Source organism: Grimontia marina (genome assembly GCF_900060185.1).
GTDB classification, from domain to species: Bacteria; Pseudomonadota; Gammaproteobacteria; order Enterobacterales; family Vibrionaceae; genus Enterovibrio; species Enterovibrio marinus.
The window spans coordinates 1-25,743 of record NZ_FIZY01000001.1; the positions used below are offsets into that span (position 1 = coordinate 1).

Consider the following 25,743-nt stretch of genomic DNA (forward strand, 5'->3'; position numbering starts at 1 on the left):
TTTTATGATGGCATTGAGAGATATTCAGGATGAGCTGATGTGGTGTGCGATAGCAGCCCCCGGCTCAATCCCGAGAAAGCTAAGAGCCATGCGGGAGAGAGTGAAACGCTACATACTCCCCAAAAAAAGAAAACGGCCCAAAGCGAGGACCGTTCGTATTAATAAAACTCGCTACCCTGTTCGCTCTAAGCACCTTAAACCTTAAGTGATAGGTGTTACCCTTCAAGGGGCGTTTTTTGTATCAGCTACATTGAGGAAGAGTGCGTTATTTCACTTCCGCCCAAGGCCCGCCATTCGTTGGTAGATCGCCTTTGGTCCACCATTTTGCTTTGTAGGTTTTGGTCTCATAAACCACAGTATCGCCGCCGCTGTAGGCAATATCTTTACTCCAGGCTTGGTCGCCAGCACCTTTGTCCGCTACCCATACGGAAGACGTTCCCGGCTCCTCACTTTTGTTCCACCACTGTGCCGTATACGTCACGCCAAAGTGTGTCACTTTATCGCCAGCCAGATAGGTCGCATTCGCATCCCAGTTTGTTTCACCACCAGTGCTACCGCTACCTTTCACGTTTACGCTGATCACAGCCTCAGCACTCGCAGTGCCGTCAGTGACTGTCACAGTAATCGTGTCGTTAAGGTCAGTGGTGGTTGCTGGCGCAGTGTAACTGATGGCTGCATCATTGCCTGTAACTGTCACAGTGCCTTGGCTGGCACTGAATGTCAGTGCATCGTTGTCAGCATCTGTTGCTGAAACAGCAATTTGAGTGGATTGACCGCTTTCTACACTCACTGCCAGTGGGGCGTTGAGAACCGGTACGTTGTTCACGACTTCCCGTTTGATATCGAGTTGGAAGGTAGCGCTTTGGTCTTTCACGTAAACCAGATTGCCGTATAGATCGGCGTTGTCCCAAGACACCAAACCGTCTTGTGAGAGTTTGCCGAGACGAACACCGGTCGAGCCATTGTTGATGATATCTGCTAACTGAGAGGCCCAAACCGCTTCGTCTTGGTTTGTCTCGTCAATAGCGACCTTTTCGAACACGGTTTCTGTCCCACTTCCATCGAAAACGCGGAACCAGACGGTATCTCCACTATTGGCGTCGTCAGTTGCTTTGACTGCTGCACCAAGGCTTTGCCATGTTGGAACAACGATGTCGCCACCAAAGCTGATGTCTGAACAGTTGTAGAAGCCTTCGCCTGCCGGGTCATCACGTTGCCAGCGTGAATAAAGCACTGCGTTGCCAGTGCGGTCGGTCGGCAAGGTGATAGTCATTTGGTAGTACTTCTTCTCGTTGATGATCACAACGGGTACATTGCCAAATTCCGCTATCAAATCCAGATCTGACCATTTCAGTGCATTAGTCGCCGAATTATAGGCGGCGTTTGAGAGGTAGAATTTCCAGAAGCTCGGATTGTGAGGCGTTGATGCACGGTATAGCAGGGTCAGCTTACCGTTTAGACTAGGGTCAATCGGTGTGGCTTGCCATTCAGAAGAAGGAATGTCGATACCGGCTTTTTTCGGGTCACCTGCTGAACACAATGCACCATCTGGAACTGCAGTTTCAACAGCAACTTGATTCGTGAAATTAGAAACGAGTTTGGCAAATTCCGGCTTTTGCACAAACGGATACCAGCCGGATTCTTTAAATGCTGCACGACAAGCCGCGTTAGGGATGGTTGAGCCATCTGTTGATTCCCAATAGCCACCGTCGCTGTCACAAATCTCCTGACGTGCGGGTGGGTAGTCCATATAGCCATGTGCAAAGGCGAGTTGAGGTATTGTCGCCGATACCACTGCCACCAAAGGGAGTAGTCGAGTGCGTAACATATTGTTTCCTCTCAGTGTTGGTTGTTTTTGTTGCTTTTTTTGTTATTACACACTGGTTTGGTTGAAAATTAGGCGGCGGGATTTTGTCGGTTTCTACAAATTTAAGGTGGCTCGAAAAAGGTTTTCCAAATTTTCATAGATATGAAAATGCCCGGCATGATTAGGAATTCATGTCACTAATCAATGGCCGGGTATTTTGTTGTCAGTCCTAACCCCCCTCCTATGGAGGTGGTGATCGTTTGAATAGTGCCTGTGAAAGCGATGGTTTAAGCCAACCAAAGGCGAGCCAATAAACCGGGTGGTGTGGTGATACCGGTAGTGATAGATGCGATTTTGCCGTCTTTAACAATCACTATGGTCGGTGTCGCACGCACGCCCCACATACCTGACAAAGATCCTCGCTCATCATTGATGGTGGCGAATTTCAGGTCGTGATGTTGAAGGTATGCCGTAATACGATCATTTGAGCCTGAAGTGATCGCAACAGAGATGACATCATGATCCTCCGCTAACCAGTCCACGGTTGGCGTCACAAATTTGCATGCGCCACACCATGTGGCCCAAAAGTACAAAACCACGGGTTTGTCTTCACTTAGAGCGACTAAATCTATTGTTTCACCTGAAAGATCCTGTAAGGCAACATTTGGCAACTGCTCGTTCGGCATGTCTTGACTGCGCCAAAGATCCAGAGCGAATGAAATAACAGAAAACAAGATCACCAGTGTCAGGATTTCCTTTATCCAGAATCCGGGCTGTTTCCATTTACTCTTGTCTTTTGGAGTGTCCATGGTTTCAACCTCCTTTAGCATGATTGATGGCGCGAATGACATCTTCACTCGACAGCACGACAGGAAGCGGGATGCCTTCTGGCGCCGCTGGGCCATAAACAATATTGAAAGGCACACCATAGCGGCCGTATTTACGCAGATAGTTGGTCACATAACCGTTGGGAGAAGTCCAATCACCCTGGAGTATCACCATATCTTCGGCTTGAAGTCTGGAGTAGACGGGCTCTTGCAGTAAAACACCGATTTTGTTTGCTTTACAGGTGATACACCAATCTGCAGTGACATCCACAAACACGGTATTTCCGGCATTCACTTCTTGCGCTATCCGCGATTCATCGAGCTTTTGCCACGCCAAATCAGGTGGCAGAGGCGTCACCCATTTAGAGGCTGTAAGGCTTGCAATTACCAGCGTCACAGCCGTCAGAAAAATGCCCATGCCACTGACGATCACTGCTGTTTTCTTACCGTGAACTTTGTGGATTCTGGTGATGAAAAAGGCAATGACGATGAAGCTCAGGATGATAAGCCAAAGCAGCGATAAATGATTGGCCAGCAATGTCAGTAGCCAGACGCTGGTTGCGAGCATCAGAAAGCCAAATAACCACTTCACTCGGTTCATCCAAGCGCCTGGTTTTGGTAATTTCGTTGCTAGGGAAGGCATGGCGGCAACGAGTAACCAAGGCAGCGCCATACTAATAGCTAGCGCGGAGAAAATCGCAAACAGGGTTGGTGTTGACGCGGTTAGAGCAAACGCAACCGCAGTGCCAAGAAACGGTGCAGAACATGGGGTAGCAAGTAATGTGGCAAACATGCCTTGGGTAAAGTGCCCGACATAGGAGTTATCGCCCCGGGTTGCCAGCCAGGTATTCGCCGAAGAGGGCAGACTGATCTCGAATAATCCCAACATGTTGGCAGCAAACAGCGTCGTAATCCCCACCATTACACCGATAAACAGCGGGCTTTGGAATTGAATGCCCCAACCGATCGCGTTACCAGTGAGTTTGAGGGTGAGCAGGAAGGCAGCGAGTAGCCAAAATGAAAACAAGATCCCCGCCGCTGAGGCAAGAAATTGTTTACGTATTTGTACTTTCGCCAGACCCTGAGCGGTGACCACGCTGCTGAGTTTTAGGCCAAGCACCGGCAACACACAAGGCATGATATTAAGAATAAGCCCACCTAACAGCGCGAAGGCGATGGCAGATGTAAAGGAAAAATCCGGTACTGCCTCAACAATGGTTCCCGCCCTTGCCGTGATTTTCTGTTCAGCCAGAAAATCTTTGTCAATAAATGTGATGGTCACCATTTCATCGGCTAACGCAGGCTGTTTCATCCAACTGCTGGCGGAGTAGGTAGCGGTGACGGTCTCGCCATTCACTGAGATTGTCGGCACAGAAAAAGCCACATCGGTTAGTGCGTCCAAACTGCCATCAACAATGATGTCGGGTGATTGCCAATCGATGATTTTACTTGCGGAAACTTGCAGTTGCTGTTTTGTATCATCCCATACGGCGCTGATATTTTTCAGTTGAGGTGATGCTTTAGGGACTTGGCTAGCGGCCTGCGCATGCGTGTGCAGCAACTCTGCATTGGGTTTTAGATTGTTTGGTGTAAATGCCAGTTCAAACTCGTAGTCCGTGAGCACACACACTGTGGTACAGGAAGAGACCGTTAAGGTACCTGCAAAGTTTGCTGGTTTGTTGATGTCCTCAACGTAGAGCGTGATGGGAAAAATGATATCGCCCGTGTAGCCCAGCGTATCAATACCCAACAAATCGAAACGTTGTGGGGCAGGCCATTGCCAGTCCACATCTTTAATGTTTTCTGACGCTTTCCAGTTCAGACTCGGCGCAACGCCGCCTTCTCCGGGAGAGCGCCAGTAGGTTTTCCAGTCGCCGGAGAGGTTGATTTCCAGAAAGCCTTCAACGGCGTTGGTTGATTCATTGGCATTGCCAGTCAGCGCAACGCGGGCTGTGACCGGTGGGTGGGCAGGGTTCTTCAGCCATCCGGTACCCGGTGTCTGGGCTTTCACTGGTAGCGACACAAAAAACATCAAAGCAAGTAAAGCGATGATTACTCGAGTGCTTTTTATTGAAGTGTGTTGATACATGGCCTAAAAATTTAATCCAATTTTGCACAGCATTCTGTTGAGCGCGCTGACAGATTGCAAGCGGCAGTCATACCTAATAGGTAAGTGACCGTGTTCGTTAGACATTGCTTACAGGATGACGGAGTGAGTATAAAAAAGCCCGCAGAAGCGGGCTTGGGAAGAACAGTATTAAGGCGCGTCGGATACAGGCGTCGGCATATAATGCTCGGGACGCAGATTCGTCATTTCCGGAATAATGGTCGCGACTGTCATGGTTGACCAGGTACTCGCGACAATGCCGATAAACATGGTGATGGAGAAACCATATAGTGGCTCTCCCCCCAACAGCCACAGTGACCCCACTGAAATCAGTGTGGTTCCTGAAGTGATGAGAGTACGGGACATGGTAGAAGCAATCGCGCGGTTGTTGAGCTCTGCGATTGGCAAGGTCACGTTCGCTTTCAGCAGTTCCCTGATCCGGTCAGAGATGATGATGGAGTCATTCAGTGAGTAACCCAGCACGGCCAAGAGTGCAGCCAACACGGTCAGGTTGAACTCCATTCCTGTGATAGAGAAAAAGCCCAGCAGGAGAACGACGTCATGTACCAGCGCCAGGAGTGCGCCGGATGCCAGTCGCCACTCGAAGCGGAAACTCAGGTAACCCAGAATCACCAGCAGAGTAATAAGCACAGCCAATCCCCCTTGTTCTGCCAGCTCTTGACCGACTTGTGGGCCGACCAGACTAACGTTAATCATCTCAACAGTTTGAGAGAATGATTCGAGGATAGGTTTGAGTTCAGGCTGTTCACTCAATTTCTCCGGTGCGGCGTAACGAACTACCCAATCACCGGCTTCTCCGGCTGACACCACGGTCACTGGCTGTTTGAGCGCAGCTTCCAGTTTGTCCTGAATTTTATTGGCAGTCAGCGTTGAGTCCAGTTGAACTTCACTGATCATACCGCCAGTAAAATCGAGACCGAAATTGAGGCCCCTAGTGCTCAACGTGAAGATAGAAAGCACCATGAGTACACAGGAAATCAGGCTGCCAATACGGCGAAGTTTTGTTGCGTTTTTCATCGTAATCATTGTTATACCCTCACACCGCGACGTGAATCTCTACCCCAAACCAGATTGATCACTGCGCGAGACGCGAAGATTCCGGTAAACATACTGGTCAACAAACCTAAGCCCAGTGTCAGAGCAAAACCTTGGATAGGGCCATTACCAATGGCATACAAGGTTGCGGCTGAGATAAGTGTGGTGATGTTAGAGTCGAGGATAGTGGCGAACGCACTGCTGAAACCCAAATCAATCGACTGAGCCAGGCTTCTTCCTTCACGGACTTTCTCTTTAATACGTTCGAAGATCAGAACATTGGTATCCACCGCCATACCGACAGTAAGCACAAGACCTGCGATACCCGGTAGTGTAAGTACTGCGCCAGGAAGCAGGGCAATCAGACCCAGTAGCATCACCATATTGACGACAAGGGCGAGGTTTGCCACCCAGCCAAGCTTGCGGTACCACACCGCCATAAACAGAAGGGTTAGGCCCATCCCCATTGCCAGCGCTGCAAAGCCGTTTTGAATGTTTTCAGCACCTAAAGAAGGACCAATGGTGCGTTCTTCAACGATGGTTACTGGTGCAGTGAGAGAGCCAGCACGCAGCAGCAGCGCCAAATCCTGCGCTTCAGGCAGGGTGCCGACGCCAGTAATACGGAAACGGTTACCCAGTTGGGACTGAATGGTCGCCACGCTGATGATGGACGTTTCTTGCTCAGTTTTACCTTCTGCATTGCGGCTGTATTCGCTGTAAGCCGTCGCCATAGGTTTGCCGATATGCTGTGCTGAGAAGTCAGATATTTTCTTACCGCCGGTCGAATCCAGCGAAATGTTCACTTCCGGCATGCCCATTTCACCCATGCTGGCGCGCGCATCGACAATGTGCTCACCTGACAGAACCGGTTTGCGGTTAACGTGCACCGGGCGACCGTTTTGCTCTGGGATCACCATAGAGCCAGGTTTGTAATCACTTACCACTTCATAGAACGCAAGACTTGCAGTTGCGCCAATCACGTTTTTGGCGGCGGCTGGGTCTTGAACGCCTGGCAGTTCGATGCGGATGCGGTGTTCGCCCTGACGTTGAACAGCCGCTTCTGTGATGCCGAGCTCCTCAATACGAGAGCGCATGGTTTGCAGGTTCTGTTGCACAGTTAGGTTAGTGAGTGTTTGCTTTTCTGCTTCTTTCAAACTCATGGTCAGGGTGTAGTCACCACTGCCTTTTACTTCCCATTGCGGATATTGCTCGCGAAGGAATTGGCGCAGTTCGCCTTCAGAGGCGCTGGATGGCGCTACGACTTTTAAATCACCATCGGCATTAACCTGAACGCGTACACCACGGACTCGAAGCTCGCGCGCGTGCTCGCGGACCGCATCAGCGGCTTGTGTTGCATGAGCATGGAAAACTTGCTGCATGTCGACATCCAGCAGGAATTGCACGCCACCGCGAAGGTCGAGACCAAGCTTGATTGGCTTGAATCCCATCTCCAGTAGCCAAGCTGGTGCTGCTGGCACCATGGCCAGTGTCACGGTGTCATCTTCCGGCATACGTTTTGCCAAAATCTGCTTAGCCGCATTTTGTTGCGATGCTTCGCCGAGCACCACGGTGGTTTTATTGCCTTGTTGGTCAATGCGTGTCACGTCGACATCTTTGTTATCCAAGATGCTTTTGATCGCGACAGCCGATGGCGTATTCCCTTTGTGGGAAATCATGATAGCCGGACTTTCGCCAAACCAAGACGGCAGGGCGCTGAACAGCATGATGATGATGGTGGTGATCAGCACCACGTACTTCCATGCAGGATAGTGATTTAACAGGGTCGTTCGACCTGTTCTTTTTTGAGTTGTTTTTTGCATAGCTCTCGCTCGTCACCGCAAAACATTTACGGCAAATACGTCAAATCTTTAGTCCACTGCGTGGACGTGTTTAGTTCGCCGATGGAAATCAGCTGGGATTTGAAGTTCAGGCTTGAGCTTGAGAAATGAATCGGTATTGCAGATTGGAATCTTTCCAGCCCGCGATACGGTGTCTGGTCGCTGGGGGAGAGCGAGTCCAGTCGTGCCAGTGGCTGAAAGTGTCATCGTAATGATAGTAATCAAGCAAAGTGGCAACGTTTGCCAGCTCGATAACCAGTTCATATTCAGGTTCAGTGTTGGCGAGCCTTTCTGGCAGCCAGGAGCCGTTTCTGAGTAAGGTGGATAGGCTTGGTGTTAGCGATTTGGCTGGCGCCCGGTGCTCAGCATTTAACGAAGTGAGCGCATCTTGTGCTGATGTCTGGGCTTCATGCTGAGTGACCACCAGACAGTTTGAGTGAGCGCTGTTAGCGACAGAGTTTGCCGCAAATGATGGCAGCGAAAAAAAGACAAGCAGCAACGCGAGCAAAGCGCCCAAACTGCCGTTGTGTCTTAATGCGTTACCCTTCATGGTGTCACTCAATGATAAATCTGACAGCATCATAATCGCATGGATGCATTATCAACAAGTGGTATTTTCGCGCCTTGTGGGAGTTCGGGTATACTGGCTCACATTCTCAATATCCAAGCCACTAAAAAGTGGTGAAGCAAACTAGGCAGCATTGATGACCACGGAAATTCAACAAAAACTGCAGTCGCTGAAAACGCAGCTTAACTATCACGGCCACCTTTACTACGTCGAAGACAAACCCGAACTTCCGGATGCGGAATATGACCGCATGATGCAAGAACTGCTGGCGATAGAAGCCGAGTATCCAGAGTTGATGACGGCAGATTCGCCAAGCCAGCGCGTAGGCGGTGCACCTCTGGGCGCCTTTGAACAGGTTCGTCACGAAATTCCAATGCTGTCTCTCGACAATGCCTTCGGTGATGAAGAGCTTGAAGCGTTTGAAAAGCGCATGAAGGACAGGCTGAACATCTCGGGTGATTTCATCTTTAGCTGTGAGCCTAAGCTGGATGGTCTGGCAGTGAGCTTGATGTATGAGAATGGTGTTCTGGTACAAGCCGCTACCCGTGGTGACGGTGCGACAGGTGAGAACATCACTCACAATGTCCGTACCATCCGCAATGTTCCCTTGCAGCTTCAAGGGAAAGGCTGGCCTCAGCGTTTGGAAGTGCGTGGCGAAGTCTTCATGCCTAAGGAAGGCTTTGAAAAACTTAACGAAAAAAACATCAAAAAAGGTGAAAAAGCATTTGCGAACCCGCGCAATGCCGCGGCAGGAAGCCTTCGTCAGCTAGATCCAAAAATTACCGCAACCCGTCCCCTTCGTTTCTATGCCTACTCAGTGGGTGTGATGTCCGAAGCGTTTGGTGATTCCCATATCGGTCGTTTAGAACAACTGAAAATCTGGGGCATTCCACTCAGTCCGGAAGTCAAAAAAGTCGAAGGCATCGAAAACGTCAAAGCTTACTATCAGGATATCGGCGCGCGTCGCAATGACTTGCCGTATGAAATTGACGGTGTGGTGATCAAAGTTGACGCCATTGATACTCAAGAGCGTTTAGGTTTCGTCGCCCGAGCGCCGCGCTGGGCTATTGCCTATAAGTTCCCTGCTCAGGAAGAAATCACTGTATTACAAGATGTCGAGTTTCAGGTTGGCCGTACCGGTGCTATTACGCCGGTTGCTAAACTGGAACCTGTGTTTGTCGGCGGCGTAACGGTTTCGAACGCTACATTGCATAATGCGGATGAGATTGCGCGTCTTGGCGTAAAAATTGGCGATACCGTCATTATTCGCCGTGCAGGCGATGTGATCCCACAAATCGTCAGCGTAGTGGATAGCCGTCGCCCTGATGATGCAAAAGATGTGGTTTTCCCAGATGCTTGTCCGGTTTGCCAGTCCCACGTTGAGCGCGTGGAAGGTGAAGCAGTTGCTCGCTGTACCGGTGGTTTGATTTGCCGTGCACAACGCAAAGAGGCTATTAAGCACTTTTCTTCCCGAAAAGCACTGGATATCGATGGGCTTGGCGACAAGATAGTTGAGCAGCTAATTGAAAAAGAGCTGATCACCACACCCGCGGATTTGTTCAAGCTTACAGCGGGCCAAGTGACCATGCTTGACCGTATGGGGCCAAAATCCGCACAAAACCTCGTGGATGCACTGGCTAAAGCTAAAGAAACCACACTGGCTCGCTTTATTTACTCTCTAGGCATCAGGGAAGTAGGAGAGGCAACGGCAGCAAACCTGGCGAACCACTTCTTCACCTTCGACGCGATTCGAGAAGCGACAGAAGAACAGTTAGTCGAAGTGCAGGATGTGGGCGTCATTGTCGCTAAACATGTGGTGAATTTCTTTAATGAAGAGCACAACAAAGAAGTGATTGATGCCTTGCTGGAAAGTGGCATTACCTGGCCTGCCATTGAACAGCGAGACGAAAATGAACCTCAACCATTGGCGGGTAAAATTGTTGTTCTGACAGGAACCCTCTCACAAATGCCCCGCAATGATGCAAAGGCAGCCCTTCAAGCGTTAGGTGCGAAAGTGACGGGCAGCGTTTCTGCAAAAACCGATCTCTTGATTGCTGGTGAAGCCGCCGGCTCTAAGTTGGCTAAAGCCCAGCAACTTGGCATTGAAATTCTGGATGAAGACGGAATGGTGAGATTGCTGTCACGTTAATTTCATTAAATACCAATCCTCCACAAACGCCAGCATCATGCTGGCGTTTTTTTATGCCCCGCCCCTAGCGCTTTTGCGATCCAATTCAGATATTTCACGAGGTGAAATTTGACCATTAAAACGACTGGAAATTCATTTTTATGTCTCGAAAATGAATATGTGATAACGATCTCAATACAGTGTTTTTAGTATTTTTACTGACCGCGGAATGATCATAAGTAATTGTTTTTTAATGTTTTATGTTTTTATTTTGATGTGTTTATCTAAATAAGGGATCTCGATCACGAACATGGATGGAACTTTGCACCGAGTCATATTTTTTTAATAACAAATAAAGTTCTCGTTGATGTTTTTTCAGGTGAAAGTAGTCTGAGACTCATCGGTTGAGGGAGAGTTCAATCGGTGACAAAAAATCTAAAGCGATGAATTTGGGTCGTTTTAGAAAATCGAATAAACGAGTCATTGCTACGGCGGCCAACCATAACGGCGATGACTTGGAATTCTGAAAAATCCCTTTAGGAGTTATTTTCCATGGAAAAGATGTTTAAACGTTCTATCGTCGCCGCTGCAGTAACTACTGCTGCACTTGGTTCAACTTCAGTACTGGCTGAAGCTGCATTTGACATTTATGGTCAGGTTGCAGTTTCAGTTGCGCAAAATGCTGTAACAGACACAACTGACGCAAACGCTGGTAAAATCGATTTTGATAACGAATCTCGCATCGGCGTTCGTGGCACAAAAGATTTCGAGCGTGGACCAAAAATCTTCTGGCAAATGGAAGGTGGTAACGTAGGTGATGATGGTTCAGGTAGCGGTTTGGGTGTTCGTGACACTTATCTGGGACTGGATCTTGAAGAAGCGGGTAAAGTTCGTTTTGGTCGACTCTTGACGCCGTTCTTCGAAGTTGTTGATGGTTACACTGGCCAATCTTCTGGTGCTGGCTTTAGCATCTCTAACCCAGGCTCTATCAACTATGATCGTCAACCAAACATGGTTCGCTATGACTCTGCAAACCTTTCAGGTTTTTCTTTCTCTCTGGCAGCTGGTCGTGGTGAAGAAAGTGTGAAAGGGTCTAACGTTTACGGTGGTAGCCTTCAGTACACAGCTGGTTTCTTTACTGGTAAAGCAGGTCTGGAACAAGTCGATGACCGTGAAATCAACGCGACCAAAGGCCGTGGCGATGCAACCGCGTACGTTGTAGGTGCAAACTTTGATTTTGACGGATTTGGTTTCCACACTGCATATGTAACTGGTGAAGTAGATCCAGAAAGCAACGAGCAAACGAAAGCGTCTCAGGATGCTTATAAGTTAGGTGCTTACTTGGTGTTTGCTGACTACTGGACTGCTAACGTTAACTATGCACAATCAAATGACTTCGAAAATGGTGGTGTTAAGCAAGTTGACACTGGTACGCGCGCTATCACTGGTCAGCTGATGTACAGCCTCGACCCATCAGCGGTTGTTTACGGTCGTCTGGTACACTTAGACAAAGACGGAGCTAACCAAGATAGCGATCTGGGCTGGCGTTTCGGTCTGGAATACTACTTCTAAGAAGTACTTGATATAGAAATGAGCCCGGCACTAGCCGGGCTTTTTATTGTCATGATTTTAAGTATGTAGTGGTGTAGTGGTTTAATGAACCACTACAGACTCCTTTTAAGTGATGTTAAGTCGGCTTTTAGGGAGCCCTTTAAAGCCACCTACACTGCAGATGGCCTTCTACTTTGTTCTTGTGGTTAACTGGTTATTAATCAAAGCTGAATAAGCTCTTTTTTAAAGGTGGTTTAGTGCTGCTTCACGTTTTGTATTGCCCAGCTTAGGAAGTTCTTCTGCTCTTGCGAACTTGATTGAGAAAACCAAAATTTAAGCATCTTCTCTGATTCAACGTTTTCACTATTTGCTGTTGTTGAGCTAAAAGTTGAAGTGTCTAGATTGTTAATTTGTACAGGGGTATTTTTTTGTACCACTAAAAAATCATCTTCCAATTTCCAGCTAGCTATGTGATCTCCTTCGTTATAAGTTCGCATTAAAGCCGAAAAGTCAGTCATTAAGTCGAACCCCACTGGTAGAACATCAGATTTTACCTCGATAGGTGACCCGTTATCCTCGATAGTAAAATTAGGCTTTTTATTGAATGTCCGCCCTTCGTCAAGTGTAGTTATCCTTTTGTTAATCTTAAGATTGAGCGTGGTATCATTCGCGGTAAATGTTGCGATCATAGGAACGGATTTATACTTGGTTTTCTTGCTTCCAGATTCTTGAACGATATGGGACAGCCTAAAAACCAATTGGTTATTACCATTGGGAAAAATGATGGTGTCCTTTGAATCGAACCCTAGATTTGAAAAATTTGTTTCATTTCCATTCTCCACTAACACCTGTACACCATTAGGGATTTTTACCGAGACGTCGGCGAAAACACTTGTACTGATACCTAGAACAGTTATTGCTAGGACTGATTTTTTTAACACCTTTACTCCTTACAAAGCCAATGCTAGCGCTTTTGCTGATATGTTTGGATGATTCTACTTTTGCTTCAAAAAATAAGGTAGGTATCCAGACTAAAACTGAGGGATGAGGCTAAGAAAAATATCTCTGTCAGGAATTGTGTCTGAGAAGGCCGATGATACAATAACGCCCCAAAACACGGCTCCCACGTTTTTAGATAACTTAGGTGGTAAAATGACAGTCAAAACTCGCTTCGCTCCAAGCCCAACAGGCTTCTTGCATGTAGGTGGTGCGCGTACTGCACTATATTCCTGGCTTTGTGCAAAGCACGCAAGTGGTGAGTTTGTACTTCGAATAGAAGACACTGATTTAGAGCGCTCAACTCAAGAAGCAATCGATGCGATTATTGAAGGCATGGAGTGGCTGGGTCTTGACTGGGATGAAGGTCCCTATTACCAAACCAAGCGCTTTGAACGTTACAACGAGGTTGTTGACCAATTGCTATCGGAAGATAAAGCGTACAAGTGCTATGCGCCCAAAGAGTTGCTTGATGAAATTCGTGAGGAGCAAATGGCCGCTGGTGTGAAGCCTCGCTACGATGCAAACCACCCAAAAGTGCTTGCTGCAAATCAAGCAGCAACGGAAGAATCTCCATTTTGTATTCGTTTTCGCAACCCGAAAGAAGGCACTGTGGTTTTTGATGACAAAATCCGTGGCCGTATCGAAATCGCAAACAGTGAGCTAGATGATCTGATTATCCGCCGAACTGATGGCAGCCCGACATATAACTTCTGCGTTGTGATTGATGACTGGGACATGGGAATTACTCAAGTAATTCGTGGTGAAGACCATATCAATAACACACCGCGTCAAATCAATATCTACAAAGCTATTGGTGCAGCAGTACCTGAGTTCGCGCATTGCTCAATGATTCTGGGTGATGATGGTGCGAAGCTCTCTAAACGCCATGGTGCGGTGAGTGTGATGCAGTACCGAGATGACGGTTACCTACCAAAGGCTCTGTTGAATTACCTTGTGCGTCTTGGTTGGTCTCACGGTGACCAGGAAATTTTTTCTCTGGATGAGATGATCAAGCTGTTTAACCTGGAGTCGGTCAGTAAATCGGCTTCGGCATTTAACACTGAAAAATTGTTGTGGTTGAACAACCACTACATAAAGACATCTGCTCCAGAGTATGTTGCTGAATACCTTCAATGGCATCTAAATGCAAAAGAGATTGATGTCAGTAATGGCCCAGCAATTACTGATGTAATTAAGCTTGTTGGCGAGCGTTGTAACACTTTAATAGAGTTGGCTGAGCAGTGTCGTTATTTTTACCAGGACTTCGAGCAATTTGAGGCGGGTGCAGCGAAGAAACACCTTCGCCCTGTAGCAAAAGAAGCTCTTGAGTTGGCACTAAGTAAAGCAGAGTCTCTAGAGGACTGGAATACTGAAAACCTCCATCAGCTTATTGCAGACGTTTGTTGCGAGCTCGAATTAGGAATGGGTAAAGTAGGTATGCCACTCCGCGTTGCCGTGACAGGACAAGGCCAGTCGCCATCAGTTGATGCAGTGATGAACTTGATTGGGAGAGCACGTGTTGTCTCTCGAATTGAACATGCTGTTGAATTTATACGTGGTCGCGAAGCTTCTATCTGATTCGTTCTCAAGCGTCGCATTTGAAAAGAGCCCATATGAAATGGGCTCTTTGTATATTCTAGTTTCTTGCTTCGATGATGCGCTTTTGGTTTTCAACCCATACCCAAAAATTATCCATCATGGCACATTGCTACATTATCTGTTTGGGTATATTTACTGCAGTTCCATCAACTATATATGCTGACGCATAAAACTTAATGCAAGCGCAAGAACAGCACTGGTTGAATCCCAATACTTCATATCAACCCCTTCTTTACTGGTGGCTTTTCTATCAATGTTTCCTTGCGAAGCAGCCTATGGAAAATTATAGCCACATAAAAACTAGAAGGTCACCATGCTTTTTGTCGATGAATATGTCACTTGCATACTTTTTTGGTGCTTTTGGGGAGGAAAGGTTTGATCTGGTGATACCAATCCCTAGCCTTGCTTGTTTTTAATTCATCGATCTTGATCACGCATAAGACCTTCATTTTCTCGTTGGAAAAGTTTATCTGGCTAAAGGAGGGTTGATATTTGCTAGCCAGATCCCTTTTTGATATGAGCATCTAAAGATTAGTGAGATTTTATATGTTTTTATATTCAGTTAATATATTGATTTTAATGGTTTTTATGACTATTTATGTGTCTCTGGTGAGGTAATTCAAACTTCATTCAGTTAATGGTTTTTTTTCGTTTGAAATTAATTAATCTCTGCCGTGTTGATAAACGACATCAATTAAGTCGCACTGATGCTCTCTTTCTTTCGGCGGCCAACTAAAAGAAAGAGAACTCTCCATCAGAAGCACACATACTTTATTAGGAGTTTTCCATGGATAAATTTTTCAAACGCACAGTAATTGGCTCAGCGGTAGCTGCAGCAGTTATGGCATCAACTGCTGCAAATGCTTACGTAATTGCACAAACTGATGAAAACTCAGTTGAGCTTTACGGTGTGGTTTCAATCTCTGCTGTAGATTACGGTACTAAAGACAGCACTTTCGCACTAGAAAACGAATCTCGAGTAGGTTTCCGTGCCTCTCAAGTTATGACTGATTCAGTTGAAGCATTCGTTCAAATGGAATCTGGCTGGATGCTGGATACTGGTGCTGATATCGGTAACCGTGACACCTTCGTTGGTATGCGTGGTGATGACTGGGGTCAAGTACGCTTCGGTCGTATGTTGACGCCTATGTACGAACTGGTTGACTGGCCATACAGTGCTTCAAACATGGGTACGACGTTTGACCGTGGTTGGCGTGCCGGTGAACGTTTCCACTTTGACCGTAAGAGCCAACAAATCCGCTTCGACTCACCAATGTTTGCAGACATGGTTAAGTTCTCTATCTCTGGTGGTAACGGTAGCGAAAATACTGAAGACTCCAAGTTCTACAGCGGTAGCTTCACTATCAAACCAGTACAAATGCTGACTCTGCACGCAGCATTTGAAAACACCAGTGATACAAACTTCGATGACGACACTGTTGTTGAAAAAGATAAAGACACTGGTGTAAACACTAAAGTTGCTAAGTCAGTTGTTGGTGATACAAGCAACTGGTTCGCAGGTTTCGAACTGCGTCCGATTGATAGCGTAATGATTGCTGGTGCATACAAGTCAGGTGAGTTTGACCGCAACGCAGATAGCTACTCTAAAGGTTACGATAAGCGCGAAATCGATGCTTACACTATCCAAGCTAACTACTACATGGGCGCAACTAACTTCCGCCTGGGTTATGCATCTCAAGACGGCGAAACTGATGGCGCGAAAGATGAGTTCCTGAAGCGTGAAACCATCACCGGTGAAGTAGGTCACAGCTTCAATTCTGTATACACCTTCCTGCGTGTAGCGCAGCAAAGTGATGCAGCAGGTAGCTACAAAGGCGAAGATACAATGATTCGTATCGGTACTGAATGGTACTTCTAACCTCTTAGAACGTTGTCTTTATCTCCAAAACGGGCCCTTGTGGCCTGTTTTTCGTTTAGAGCATATGGCAAGAAATCGTATTCGATGGAGTGGATAACAGCAAATTGAAACGGGGGTGAAATTGAAATGGCGCTCCCACAGGGACTCGAACCCCGATCGATCGCTTAGGAGGCGACTGCTCTATCCTGTTGAGCTATGGGAGCGTTGGCGCTGATGTGCGGATTATCAACGCCGGATGGTTAGTATACCCAATTGTGCCGTAACGTTAAGGCTTTAAAGGAATTATTGTGTGTATTTGGTTACCAAGTCGCCGATCTGAATGCTTTTACCTAGCTCCACAGGTGAGACTGCTACTTCCGCTGAACTCTCGTAAACACGCGTTACCGATAGCCCGATCTCACTCTTTTTCATCTGAGTACGGTGAATGCCGTATTGATCGGTGAAGGAAGCGTTGTGCCATAGCGCTAGCTCGTCACCGTGCTTCACGCCATGAATACGACCGGCATTAATTTGCCCAGTTTGACCATTAATCGAGACAATCTCAGGCGTCGTGGCTCTGCATGCTAAATTGCTTTCTAGGTCCAACAGGATATTGCGACTCATTCTCTGCGCCATTTCGCCATACGGAGAGGCCCAAAAACGCGCAGTCTTAGTGTCTATTTTACTGTGGCGCTCAAATGGCCAGGCTGCAATGTCGCGGTAGATATTCTGGTAAATCACTTCACCCGATTTCCCATCTATCACATCGATAGACAATGCCAGTTGTCGATTTGTCTGATCTTTTCTCAGTACTTTTTGGTCAATTGTTGCCGTCATATCTGTAATAGTGCCGACTAATAAATACTGTGCGCCAGTATCTTCTGCCACCATGGTTGCGACATCCGGTTGTGCAGGAGATATGGAGTAGGGCGTGATCCCCTGAACGACGAAGCTTTGCGCTTGGGTTTCAAACTGTCGCTGCAATAGTACCGTGAAATCATCCCCAAACTGGAAGATACCACCCAAGGCAGCATGTTGAGGGGAGACGATATCAAAGCGTCCCATTACCAAGCCTTTTTTGTATTGGTTCTTGTGGCAAGCATTTGCCGTCGGATAGATGTCGATGCGCGCTGTCAATTTCATGACACCGCTTTTTTCCTTCGTTTCCAGTACCTGAATATGGCGGATCTCATCGCCACTGAACAAATAATCATCTTTCGCTTCTTTTAGGTAAGGACGAATGCTTGTCAGACCGGCAATATCAGCCCCAGAGAATTTTAGTGCCTGATAAATGGCATCTTCCAAGGCCCTCTCTCTTGCCTGCTCTTTGCTTTCCAAAACCGTGCTAAGCCCAGTGACTTCGTACCATGCAGCGTTGACAGAGGTCGATACCAGCGCGATGCAAGCGGCGAGAGGCTTAAGAATTCTTTTGCGCATAACCTTGGTTTCCAATAGTGGGTATAAAAATTGCTAGACCAGATGACATCGCTGAAAAAGCGGCAAGGTGGTTAGCAAATAAAGCGAGAATATAGCCACCCAATGCAAATAATGTTCCCAAAATAGGGATGGTTAGTGGGCGGGGCCTTTGCCCTTATACCTAACAGGTCATTCTGAAATCGTGTCTGGAGCCAGACGACAATGAAAAACTGGATAATGATATTACTCAGTCTAGCAACCGTATCTTGCGGCTATAGCCCGATCTACAACGGTAAAGAACCGTACTCGGGGAGCCCGTTCCTGTTGCAGCAAACCCCACGGCACACGCTGAACTACTTTATGGACGGTTTGGCGGAAGAGTTGCTGGAAACCAACAATTACCTGACTGCCAGAACGCCCATGGCTATTGTGTCATTTGTTGATGTGGAAGAGATGGATGAAACCAACTGGCTGGGGAACTCCGTCACTGAAGGAATGATTTACCAAATGCAGCGCCGTGGCTTTACCGTCATTGATTTTAAAAACACTGGAACTATTCGTGTAACGAAAGACGGTGATTTTTCAATCAGTCGTGATTGGAAAGAACTGCATCCAGAACAACAAATTGATTATGTACTGACTGGCACTATGTTACGCCAAGGCGGCGGTGTGTTAGTGAATGCCCGCATTGTAGGTATGCGCTCTCGTGTCGTAGTCGCATCGGCACAAGGTTTCTTGCCGGCGGACAGAATTGGCCGCGATATTGATACCTTGCATAAGGTGCGGATCCAGGACGGAGTCATCATTCGTGGTGACCAACGTAAACATCCATCTGACACTATCATTTTGAAACCGTAATACTGGAGCGAATATGAAGACTTGGCTATTTCTGGCAATGTTATTGATGTTGACCGCTTGCCAACCCATCACCACGATTCGCTCTGATGAATTGCTCACCGCAGTAGGGACTGCATCTATCAGTGCTCAGCGTGGTGAAACGGAAGAAGAAAAACAGTTCCGTGCAATGAGGGCTTCCAAGCTGGAAGCATACAAAGAACTCTCAGAGCAGGTATACGGTATTCGTGTCAGTGGCTTGACGCAGGTGGATGACCAGCAACTGGGACAGGACAGAACCCGGGGTGCTTCAGATGGCATTATCCGAGCTGCCGAGGTGATTGCCAGTTACAAAGTGGGTGACAGTTATGTGACTGAGCTGCAGCTGAACCTGCGAAAGATGAAAAAGATGTCAGAATATGGTGAATCTCACCACGTACCAAGAGATGATGCGATCATTTTCTAATCATCGAATAAACGTCAAAGCCGCTCTGAAGAAGAGCGGCTTTCTTGTATTTATAATAATGGGCTAGGCTATACTTTCACATTCGTGCCTAACGTTCGGCTACCGGAAGCCTGTCCTTCACTGTCATAAGTCATTTCACTTTTGCCCGCAGCCTCCTGAAAAAGGTTACGAAGTTTGTGCATACTGAGGTGTGCACGTTGTAATGCAACGCCATTGGCGTCATTTAATTGGTGACATTTCTCAAGTGAAGTTTTGATGTGCGAGATGGTCGTCAGATGTTCTTCGGAAGGTGATTGGAGCTCGGGACATTTTGCGAGTTGAGCATCTCGTAACTGAATATTTTGTATCAAAGTGAGTTTTTGCTTCGCGCATACATCAATATCGGCAGCCTTTCTGGAGGAAATTGCCGATGTTTCGTTTTCCATGACTTCAAGCAGTGCGTTAACATTTTCAGCCTGTGCCTGAAGAAGTTGCTCAAAAGAGAGTGCTTCAGACATGCAAAGTTACTTCATACCACGAAGGTCGTCTTCGTGCTTCATAATATTCGCAGCCAGTCGATCCGCATCTACTTTGTAAGAGCCGTTTGCTATAGCTGCTTTAATCGCCGCGACTTTTGCGCTATCAAAATGTGTTTCACTAGCCATTTGCTGGTTTAGGGTGCCAATTGCGCGGCTTTCGTCACTCATAGAGAACGCATCTCCGCGATGATTACGCACTTCACCAGCAGCACCGCTTTCGGTGGCGGTGCTTTGTGTCTTGCTTTGGTTGCTTCTGTTCGTGCTCAATGGCTGACCAGAACGCAGATGATCGATACTTGCCATAATAAAGCCTTATATCTGTCCGAACCTTCTGTTGCTCACAGTATCGGCCGCATTAATATGAACTTTAGCACTGATTTGCATTAAATTAGAATTTTACTACTACTTGACCGACTGCGGTAATTGTACCATCGACTATCCGATTGGATTTGCTGTTACGGACTTTAATTTGCTCACCGAGAGCACCGTCACTTAATGCTGTCCCTTTTGCAATAATATTCAGTCCACCATCGGAAGCGGTAATAATAACTTCATCATTCCGACAGACCATGCAGATGTCGTTTCCGCTAATTGGCTCACCAATTCCCACTACTCGCTTGATACGAGAACCGACAATTGTGGTGCTGCTCGTGTAGGTTTGGCCCCTTTGAAATCGCGAGTCAACCAGTTGGACGATGAGGTCATCTGCACCTATCGTCATCCCTCTATCAAGTGGGCGCCTAGCCACAACTACAGGAGTTAACAGTTTAATCTGCACGGGCACATAGACTTGCCAACCATCTTCCTTGCAGCTCACCATGACTGTGACGCTTTTATTGAGTGATTGTCTGCCTGGAACGATAGCTTCCAGAGCAGAAGGACAGTGAGATAACTGAAGACGACTGTCGAGATGGCCTGCCTGAACTTCAAGCTTGCCAAATTCAGGGGGAGTGATCAGAGTTTGTACATGTCCTTCGGCAGCTTCTTTTATCGCATCGAGTTGACTTGCCGGTGCAGCGGCTATAATTGAGCTAAAGCTATACAGAAACGTGCCGATAAAGAGCCAGACTAATCTTTGATAACACATATGTCACATATTGGTTAGTATGGTGAATTTAGATGCAGTAATTCCTTCAATTCGCATGCCAAGATGCGGGTGAGAATGAAGCTATTTGCTGCAATACGATAACAAAAACAGGGCAATATGGAGTTTATCTTATGTCGGGGATTCTTGATACGGTCAATCAGCGTACGCAACTGGTCGGACAAAACCGCTTAGAGCTGCTGACCTTTCGTTTGATGCGTAAGCAGCGTTACGGCATCAACGTTTTTAAAGTAAAGGAAGTACTCCAGTGCCCGAAGCTGACTTCCATGCCGAATTTGCATCCGCTGGTTAAAGGGGTTGCACATATCCGAGGGCAAACCATTTCAGTGATTGATATGAGTCTTGCAACTGGTGGTTTGCCAATCACTGACCCGGAAAATCGATTTATCATCATTTCAGAATTTAACCGCTCTACTCAAGGTTTCTTGGTGGGCTCGGTTGAGCGTATTGTTAACATGCATTGGGAAGCTATTCTGCCTCCGCCAGAAGGTACCGGTAGCTCGAACTATCTCACCGCCGTGACTGAAATTGAAGGCGAGCTGGTAGAAATTCTCGACGTAGAGAAAATTCTGAATAAGATTTCACCGGTGAACGAAGACATCAGTGAAGAGGTCTTAGCCAATAAACCTGTGTTTGAGGAAGGTAGCTCTGACCCAACGACTGTGCTCGTGGCTGATGACTCTAGCGTCGCCCGCCGTCAGGTGAAACGAGCGGTAGAGTCTATTGGTTACAATGTTGTATTGGCGCACGATGGCCGGGATGCACTGGGTAAACTCCAAGGTATGGCGGCGGAAGATACCATTGGGGATTTAGCACTTGTCATCTCAGATATCGAGATGCCAGAGATGGATGGTTATACCTTAACCACTGAAATCAAAAAAGATCCTAACCTCAAAGATATTCATGTAGTATTGCACTCCTCTCTCAGCGGGGTATTCAATGAAGCGATGGTAAAGCGAGTTGGGGCTGATGCATTTATACCGAAGTTCGACCCCGATGAACTCGGAGAAGCCGTAATGAACGCGGTAAAAGGGAAGAAAGGTCAAGAAAACTAATCCATGACGAATATAGCGTTCACAGAACAAGAGTATCGTGATTTCTGTAAATATCTTGAAAGCAAATGTGGCATCGTTCTTGGCGACAGTAAGCAATATCTCGTAAGAAGCCGACTCAGTCCGCTTCTTACGCGTCATAAACTCGCTTCAATGTCCGAGCTGCTTCAGCTTGTTCTCACAAATCGTAACCGCGATCTAGCCGTGTCTGCTGTTGATGCAATGACCACAAACGAAACCTTGTGGTTTAGAGACACCTACCCCTTTGAAGTGCTTGCCAACCGCCTGCTGCCTGAGGTGGGAGAGAGTAAAAGGCCGATCAAAATTTGGTCGGCAGCCAGTTCATCCGGTCAGGAACCTTATTCTATTGCCATGACCGTACAAGAGGTTCAGCAAAGAAAACCTGGCATGCTGGGGAATTTGGCTATCACAGCGACAGATATTTCCTCCACGATGCTGGAAAATTGCCGCACTGGTGTTTATGACAATCTTGCTCTGAGCCGTGGTCTGTCACCAGAGCGAAAACGCCAGTTCTTTGAAGATGCTGGTGATGGTCGCATGAAAGTGAAGGATACACTCAAACGCATGGTGACCTTCAAGCCGCAAAACTTGATGGAAAGCTATGGTATGCTCGGCAAGTTCGACATTATTTTCTGTCGTAACGTGTTGATATATTTTTCACCTGATATGAAATCTAAGGTGTTAAACCAAATGGCGGGCAGCTTGAACCCAGGTGGTTATTTGCTGTTGGGAGCGTCAGAGTCCCTGACTGGTTTGACCGATAGATTTGAGATGATCCGCTGTAATCCCGGCATCATTTATAAATTGAAGTAGACTTTATTCCCCTTACTAGAAAAGCGGCACAGAAGTTGCCGCTTTTTTTGTATCTGCAGAAAGTTGTTTGCCGATTGGAAATCATGGTATCTCGATAAATTATTGATTCAAAGCAATTCATTCTGCGAATTGAGAGAGAGTAAAAGTTGGCATCTTATTTGCTATGTATTCGGTATGAGATTTTTGGAGGTGCCGTATGGCGATATCATTCGACAAAGCGCTGGGCGTTCATCAACACACAGTTGGTGTGCGTGCTCAAAGGGCGGAAACGCTGTCGAGCAACCTGGCAAATGCCAACACACCGGGCTACAAAGCTCAGGATGTTGACTTCGAACGAGCGCTGCAAGCGGCTACCTCTGGGGCAAACTTTGGCCTGAGTCGTACCAATGAGCGGCATATCCCTGCCACCTCTCAGGTGAACGGCCAGAAAATGTACCGCATTCCAAACCAGCCTGATACCGGCGACGGCAACACTGTTGATGCACAGGTAGAACGTAACCTGTTCATGCAAAACGCCCTTGAGTATCAAGCGTCATTGGATTTCCTTGGCTCCAAGTTCAAAAACATGTCCAAGGCACTGAAAGGGGAATAATGGATGAGTCTTTTTAATGTGTTCAACGTAACAGGTTCTGCCATGAGCGCAGAGTCAGTTCGACTCAACACCACATCCAGTAACCTGGCGAATGCAAATTCCGTCAGCAGCTCAGCGGCAGAAACCTACAAAGCGCGTCACCCTGTGTTCTCGGCAGAGTTAAATAAATACCAACAAGGCGACAGTGTTCCGGTTCGCGTTGCGGGTATTGTAGAAAGCCAGAAGCCGCTCCGCGCGGAGTACAACCCTGAGCATCCAATGGCAAATGCGGAAGGCTATATTTACAAGCCCAATGTTAATGTGATGGAAGAGATGGCCAACATGATTTCGGCATCCCGTTCTTATCAAACCAATGTAGAAGTGGCAGAAGCGAGCAAGCAAATGCTGATGCGTACGCTACAAATGGGCAAATAAGGTAGGAGTACAGCACCATGAATCCTATTGACGGCGCAGGTGGACCAGGAAGCGGTAGCTATATTGACCAGCTTAAAGCGCTGCAAGAAAAGCAACGTGCTGAGCGTGGTGATACCGGCGAAAAAGTCACTGGCCAGGCTGACCTTAAACAAGAAGATTTTCTCGCACTGCTCACCAAGCAGCTGGCAAACCAAGATCCGTTCAAGCCTGTCGATAATGAGCAAATGATTGCACAGATGGCATCATTTGCAACTGTCGACGGCATCGGAAAAATGAACGAGCAATTCGGTTCACTTAATGCTGCTATGACATCCAGTCAGGCACTGCAAGCTTCATCTTTAGTGGGTCAGGATGTACTGGTTCCGGGTAATGAAGGTTTTAAAGCCGCTGAAGGTGGAATCGCCGGTATGGTGAAACTGCCCCAAGCGTTGAATGATGTGATTGTGCGTATCCAGAATGAGCGTGGCGAATTGCTGAGAACATTTAGCATGGGGGCTAAGTCTCCGGGTGACCACCGCGTTGAATGGGACGGCAAAGACGATGCCGGCAATCCACTGCCGGAAGGCAATTACAAAGTCAACGTAAGCGGCAACATTGATGGAAAGCCTCAGGATTTTGAGCTTTCCACTTATGCCAACGTAAACAGTGTTCTATTGGGGAATAGCGACGGTAACGTGATGCTGAACATCGCGGGTTACGCATCTCCGGTCAAACTCACTGAAGTGCTTGAAGTAGGTAAATCATCAAGCCTTAGCAACGTGAGCAAGAGCTAAAAGGACAGAGGAGTTCCAGCAATGGCTTTAAATATCGCACTGAGTGGCCTGGCGGCAGCTCAAAAAGACATGAACACCACCAGTAACAACATTGCGAACGCCAACACTTTTGGTTTTAAAGAGTCGCGTGCAGAGTTCGGTGATGTATATTCTGCGTCGATCTTCTCGAACTCAAAAACTACGACAGGTAGTGGTGTGCAGACGTCTACAGTTGCACAGCAGTTTCATGAAGGCTCCAGTATTTACACTAACAACCCCCTTGACCTGCGTGTGAGTGGTAACGGCTATTTTTCGGTCGCCAATGATAAACTGGCTACCAACGTCAATTTTTTAACGAGGAATGGAGCATTCCACCTCGACAAAAACAACAATATTGTTAACTCAGAAGGCCAGTATCTTCTGGGCTATGATGTGGATAACGAAACGCTGCAAGTCGGTTCATTTGAGCCCAAAGCGTTAAACGTCCCCGATCAGTTTGGACAGCCACGGGCATCTGAAAATGTGGATATTGGCCTCAATCTTCCTGCAGGTGGTGCGTCAAAAGATCCAACATTGTTTAACCCGGAAGATCCAGATACATATAACAAGTCGACATCTGCCACAGTATTTGACTCTTTGGGGCAGCCATACAAGTTGACGACTTATTATGTGAAAGACAACGTAACACCAAACAAATGGGCTACCTACTATACCGTGACAGATCCAACGGGTGAAAAGCCCCTTAGCTTAACCGCGGGCGATTTTACGTCTGCTACGGGTCACGTCGGCCACTCGATTCAGTTCAACCCTGATGGTTCAATAGATACGATAAATGCTGGCAACCCACTACAGACGGTGGAGTTTGGCGCTAACGGAGCAAACCTTGAATTGAATGGTGCAGACGGAAGCCAAGCGTTGACTATCAACTTCGAAGAACCAACGCAGTATGCTTCACCTTTCGAAATGCGAAAGTTCACTGAAGACGGTGCTACTACTGGTTATCTGTCCAAAGTAGACATCGATCCAAAGGGTACAATTATGGCGACTTATAGTAATGGTGAAAACGTCGCATTGGGGCGCGTAGCTCTGGTTCGTATATCCAACCAGCAAGGATTATCACAAGCAGGTAATACCCAGTGGAAAATCACACAGAACTCAGGTGATGCCGTCTGGGGGGAAGCGATGCAAGGGGCTTTTGGTCAAGTGAAAAGTGGCACCATTGAACAATCGAACATTGATATGACTCAAGAGCTGGTCGATTTGATTACTGCTCAGCGAAACTTCCAAGCAAACTCACGTGCATTGGAAGTTGGCAATCAGATGCAACAAACAATTCTCCAGATTCGTTAAACGTGACTTAATATTATTTGCCGCCCGATCACCGGGCGGCAATTCCTTTCCCAAAACCGTTCTCAACGCTCT

The 25,743-nt window shown here is 47.2% G+C and carries 23 protein-coding genes, 1 tRNA gene and 1 pseudogene; 13 read left to right on the forward strand and 12 right to left on the reverse strand.

Annotation, left to right across the window (positions count from 1 at the left end; all coding sequences use genetic code 11):
* Window positions 1-205, forward strand: a pseudogene (locus tag GMA8713_RS27975) (IS4 family transposase); the annotation flags it as partial.
* A 60-nt stretch (window positions 206-265) separates the two neighbouring features.
* Here GMA8713_RS27975 and GMA8713_RS00010 read toward each other — a convergent pair.
* The 6 genes from GMA8713_RS00010 to GMA8713_RS00035 all read right to left on the reverse strand — a co-directional run bounded on the left by GMA8713_RS00010 (window position 266) and on the right by GMA8713_RS00035 (window position 8,185).
* Window positions 266-1,828 (reverse strand): lytic polysaccharide monooxygenase, encoded by a 1,563-nt coding sequence (locus GMA8713_RS00010; RefSeq protein ID WP_062704505.1) that lies wholly within the window; start codon window positions 1,826-1,828, stop codon window positions 266-268.
* Window positions 1,829-2,094: 266 nt separating this feature from the next.
* Window positions 2,095-2,616: a protein disulfide oxidoreductase gene (locus GMA8713_RS00015; RefSeq protein ID WP_062704507.1), complete on the reverse strand. Its 522-nt coding sequence runs from the start codon at window positions 2,614-2,616 to the stop codon at window positions 2,095-2,097.
* Between the two features lie 4 nt (window positions 2,617-2,620).
* Window positions 2,621-4,723, reverse strand: coding sequence for a protein-disulfide reductase DsbD family protein (locus GMA8713_RS00020; RefSeq protein WP_062704508.1), 2,103 nt, complete (start codon window positions 4,721-4,723; stop codon window positions 2,621-2,623).
* 168 nt (window positions 4,724-4,891) lie between these two features.
* Window positions 4,892-5,788, reverse strand: coding sequence for a protein translocase subunit SecF (secF, locus tag GMA8713_RS00025; RefSeq protein WP_062704509.1), 897 nt, complete (start codon window positions 5,786-5,788; stop codon window positions 4,892-4,894).
* Window positions 5,789-5,790: 2 nt separating this feature from the next.
* Window positions 5,791-7,617: a protein translocase subunit SecD gene (gene secD / locus GMA8713_RS00030; RefSeq protein WP_084387628.1), complete on the reverse strand. Its 1,827-nt coding sequence runs from the start codon at window positions 7,615-7,617 to the stop codon at window positions 5,791-5,793.
* A gap of 106 nt (window positions 7,618-7,723) precedes the next feature.
* Complete coding sequence (locus tag GMA8713_RS00035; RefSeq protein ID WP_062704511.1) at window positions 7,724-8,185, reverse strand: hypothetical protein; 462 nt, start codon at window positions 8,183-8,185, stop codon at window positions 7,724-7,726.
* 154 nt (window positions 8,186-8,339) lie between these two features.
* Here GMA8713_RS00035 and ligA point away from each other — a divergent pair, with 154 nt between their 5' ends.
* Window positions 8,340-10,352 (forward strand): NAD-dependent DNA ligase LigA, encoded by a 2,013-nt coding sequence (gene ligA / locus GMA8713_RS00040; protein ID WP_062704512.1) that lies wholly within the window; start codon window positions 8,340-8,342, stop codon window positions 10,350-10,352.
* A 531-nt stretch (window positions 10,353-10,883) separates the two neighbouring features.
* Window positions 10,884-11,903, forward strand: coding sequence for a porin (locus GMA8713_RS00045; RefSeq protein ID WP_062704514.1), 1,020 nt, complete (start codon window positions 10,884-10,886; stop codon window positions 11,901-11,903).
* Between the two features lie 233 nt (window positions 11,904-12,136).
* On the opposite strand, the gene GMA8713_RS00050 is transcribed toward GMA8713_RS00045, so the two are convergent.
* Window positions 12,137-12,823 carry a YccT family protein gene (locus tag GMA8713_RS00050; protein WP_062704516.1) on the reverse strand — a complete coding sequence of 229 codons (687 nt, stop codon included), beginning with the start codon at window positions 12,821-12,823 and terminating at the stop codon, window positions 12,137-12,139.
* A gap of 211 nt (window positions 12,824-13,034) precedes the next feature.
* Here GMA8713_RS00050 and gltX point away from each other — a divergent pair, with 211 nt between their 5' ends.
* Both gltX and GMA8713_RS00065 read left to right on the forward strand, forming a co-directional pair.
* On the forward strand, window positions 13,035-14,459 hold the full coding sequence (gene gltX / locus GMA8713_RS00055; protein ID WP_062704518.1) for a glutamate--tRNA ligase: 1,425 nt from the start codon (window positions 13,035-13,037) through the stop codon (window positions 14,457-14,459).
* 808 nt (window positions 14,460-15,267) lie between these two features.
* Window positions 15,268-16,359, forward strand: coding sequence for a porin (locus GMA8713_RS00065; protein ID WP_062704522.1), 1,092 nt, complete (start codon window positions 15,268-15,270; stop codon window positions 16,357-16,359).
* A gap of 127 nt (window positions 16,360-16,486) precedes the next feature.
* Here GMA8713_RS00065 and GMA8713_RS00070 read toward each other — a convergent pair.
* Both GMA8713_RS00070 and GMA8713_RS00075 read right to left on the reverse strand, forming a co-directional pair.
* Window positions 16,487-16,562 (reverse strand) — tRNA-Arg (locus GMA8713_RS00070).
* A gap of 79 nt (window positions 16,563-16,641) precedes the next feature.
* Window positions 16,642-17,775, reverse strand: coding sequence for a flagella assembly protein FlgT (locus GMA8713_RS00075; protein ID WP_062704524.1), 1,134 nt, complete (start codon window positions 17,773-17,775; stop codon window positions 16,642-16,644).
* Window positions 17,776-17,976: 201 nt separating this feature from the next.
* On the opposite strand from GMA8713_RS00075, the gene GMA8713_RS00080 reads away from it, so the two are divergent.
* The gene (locus GMA8713_RS00080) at window positions 17,977-18,612 is read left to right on the forward strand and encodes a FlgO family outer membrane protein (RefSeq protein ID WP_062704525.1); all 636 of its coding nucleotides are present in this window, start codon (window positions 17,977-17,979) and stop codon (window positions 18,610-18,612) included.
* Between the two features lie 13 nt (window positions 18,613-18,625).
* A complete protein-coding gene (locus tag GMA8713_RS00085) occupies window positions 18,626-19,054 on the forward strand; it encodes an LPP20 family lipoprotein (RefSeq protein ID WP_062704526.1) in 429 nt (142 codons plus the stop codon).
* Window positions 19,055-19,122: 68 nt separating this feature from the next.
* Here the strand turns inward: GMA8713_RS00085 and GMA8713_RS00090 are convergent, their stop codons facing one another.
* The 3 genes from GMA8713_RS00090 to flgA all read right to left on the reverse strand — a co-directional run bounded on the left by GMA8713_RS00090 (window position 19,123) and on the right by flgA (window position 20,659).
* On the reverse strand, window positions 19,123-19,551 hold the full coding sequence (locus tag GMA8713_RS00090; RefSeq protein WP_062704528.1) for a flagella synthesis protein FlgN: 429 nt from the start codon (window positions 19,549-19,551) through the stop codon (window positions 19,123-19,125).
* 6 nt (window positions 19,552-19,557) lie between these two features.
* Window positions 19,558-19,875 (reverse strand): flagellar biosynthesis anti-sigma factor FlgM, encoded by a 318-nt coding sequence (gene flgM / locus GMA8713_RS00095; RefSeq protein ID WP_062704530.1) that lies wholly within the window; start codon window positions 19,873-19,875, stop codon window positions 19,558-19,560.
* An 85-nt stretch (window positions 19,876-19,960) separates the two neighbouring features.
* On the reverse strand, window positions 19,961-20,659 hold the full coding sequence (flgA, locus tag GMA8713_RS00100) for a flagellar basal body P-ring formation chaperone FlgA (protein ID WP_062704532.1): 699 nt from the start codon (window positions 20,657-20,659) through the stop codon (window positions 19,961-19,963).
* Between the two features lie 131 nt (window positions 20,660-20,790).
* On the opposite strand from flgA, the gene GMA8713_RS00105 reads away from it, so the two are divergent.
* The 6 genes from GMA8713_RS00105 to flgE all read left to right on the forward strand — a co-directional run bounded on the left by GMA8713_RS00105 (window position 20,791) and on the right by flgE (window position 25,671).
* Window positions 20,791-21,732, forward strand: coding sequence for a chemotaxis protein CheV (locus GMA8713_RS00105; RefSeq protein ID WP_062704534.1), 942 nt, complete (start codon window positions 20,791-20,793; stop codon window positions 21,730-21,732).
* Window positions 21,733-21,735: 3 nt separating this feature from the next.
* Window positions 21,736-22,563 carry a CheR family methyltransferase gene (locus GMA8713_RS00110; RefSeq protein WP_062704536.1) on the forward strand — a complete coding sequence of 276 codons (828 nt, stop codon included), beginning with the start codon at window positions 21,736-21,738 and terminating at the stop codon, window positions 22,561-22,563.
* A gap of 196 nt (window positions 22,564-22,759) precedes the next feature.
* The gene (flgB, locus tag GMA8713_RS00115) at window positions 22,760-23,155 is read left to right on the forward strand and encodes a flagellar basal body rod protein FlgB (protein WP_002537909.1); all 396 of its coding nucleotides are present in this window, start codon (window positions 22,760-22,762) and stop codon (window positions 23,153-23,155) included.
* A 3-nt stretch (window positions 23,156-23,158) separates the two neighbouring features.
* Window positions 23,159-23,569, forward strand: a complete 411-nt coding sequence (gene flgC / locus GMA8713_RS00120; RefSeq protein ID WP_062704538.1) for a flagellar basal body rod protein FlgC — start codon at window positions 23,159-23,161, stop codon at window positions 23,567-23,569.
* 17 nt (window positions 23,570-23,586) lie between these two features.
* Window positions 23,587-24,342, forward strand: a complete 756-nt coding sequence (flgD, locus tag GMA8713_RS00125) for a flagellar hook assembly protein FlgD (RefSeq protein WP_062704540.1) — start codon at window positions 23,587-23,589, stop codon at window positions 24,340-24,342.
* 21 nt (window positions 24,343-24,363) lie between these two features.
* Window positions 24,364-25,671, forward strand: coding sequence for a flagellar hook protein FlgE (gene flgE, locus GMA8713_RS00130; RefSeq protein ID WP_062704542.1), 1,308 nt, complete (start codon window positions 24,364-24,366; stop codon window positions 25,669-25,671).
* Window positions 25,672-25,743: the final 72 nt, after the last annotated feature.

Excerpts from the sequence above, each read along its gene's own strand:
- GMA8713_RS00010 (WP_062704505.1), bottom strand. The coding sequence starts at position 1,828 with ATGTTACGCACTCGACTACTCCCTTTGGTGGCAGTGGTATCGGCGACA.
- GMA8713_RS00015 (WP_062704507.1), bottom strand. The coding sequence starts at position 2,616 with ATGGACACTCCAAAAGACAAGAGTAAATGGAAACAGCCCGGATTCTGG.
- GMA8713_RS00020 (WP_062704508.1), bottom strand. The coding sequence starts at position 4,723 with ATGTATCAACACACTTCAATAAAAAGCACTCGAGTAATCATCGCTTTA.
- secF (WP_062704509.1), bottom strand. The coding sequence starts at position 5,788 with ATGATTACGATGAAAAACGCAACAAAACTTCGCCGTATTGGCAGCCTG.
- secD (WP_084387628.1), bottom strand. The coding sequence starts at position 7,617 with ATGCAAAAAACAACTCAAAAAAGAACAGGTCGAACGACCCTGTTAAAT.
- GMA8713_RS00035 (WP_062704511.1), bottom strand. The coding sequence starts at position 8,185 with ATGAAGGGTAACGCATTAAGACACAACGGCAGTTTGGGCGCTTTGCTC.
- ligA (WP_062704512.1), top strand. The coding sequence starts at position 8,340 with ATGACCACGGAAATTCAACAAAAACTGCAGTCGCTGAAAACGCAGCTT.
- GMA8713_RS00045 (WP_062704514.1), top strand. The coding sequence starts at position 10,884 with ATGGAAAAGATGTTTAAACGTTCTATCGTCGCCGCTGCAGTAACTACT.
- gltX (WP_062704518.1), top strand. The coding sequence starts at position 13,035 with ATGACAGTCAAAACTCGCTTCGCTCCAAGCCCAACAGGCTTCTTGCAT.
- GMA8713_RS00065 (WP_062704522.1), top strand. The coding sequence starts at position 15,268 with ATGGATAAATTTTTCAAACGCACAGTAATTGGCTCAGCGGTAGCTGCA.
- GMA8713_RS00075 (WP_062704524.1), bottom strand. The coding sequence starts at position 17,775 with ATGCGCAAAAGAATTCTTAAGCCTCTCGCCGCTTGCATCGCGCTGGTA.
- GMA8713_RS00080 (WP_062704525.1), top strand. The coding sequence starts at position 17,977 with ATGAAAAACTGGATAATGATATTACTCAGTCTAGCAACCGTATCTTGC.
- GMA8713_RS00085 (WP_062704526.1), top strand. The coding sequence starts at position 18,626 with ATGAAGACTTGGCTATTTCTGGCAATGTTATTGATGTTGACCGCTTGC.
- GMA8713_RS00090 (WP_062704528.1), bottom strand. The coding sequence starts at position 19,551 with ATGTCTGAAGCACTCTCTTTTGAGCAACTTCTTCAGGCACAGGCTGAA.
- flgM (WP_062704530.1), bottom strand. The coding sequence starts at position 19,875 with ATGGCAAGTATCGATCATCTGCGTTCTGGTCAGCCATTGAGCACGAAC.
- flgA (WP_062704532.1), bottom strand. The coding sequence starts at position 20,659 with ATGTGTTATCAAAGATTAGTCTGGCTCTTTATCGGCACGTTTCTGTAT.
- GMA8713_RS00105 (WP_062704534.1), top strand. The coding sequence starts at position 20,791 with ATGTCGGGGATTCTTGATACGGTCAATCAGCGTACGCAACTGGTCGGA.
- GMA8713_RS00110 (WP_062704536.1), top strand. The coding sequence starts at position 21,736 with ATGACGAATATAGCGTTCACAGAACAAGAGTATCGTGATTTCTGTAAA.
- flgB (WP_002537909.1), top strand. The coding sequence starts at position 22,760 with ATGGCGATATCATTCGACAAAGCGCTGGGCGTTCATCAACACACAGTT.
- flgC (WP_062704538.1), top strand. The coding sequence starts at position 23,159 with ATGAGTCTTTTTAATGTGTTCAACGTAACAGGTTCTGCCATGAGCGCA.
- flgD (WP_062704540.1), top strand. The coding sequence starts at position 23,587 with ATGAATCCTATTGACGGCGCAGGTGGACCAGGAAGCGGTAGCTATATT.
- flgE (WP_062704542.1), top strand. The coding sequence starts at position 24,364 with ATGGCTTTAAATATCGCACTGAGTGGCCTGGCGGCAGCTCAAAAAGAC.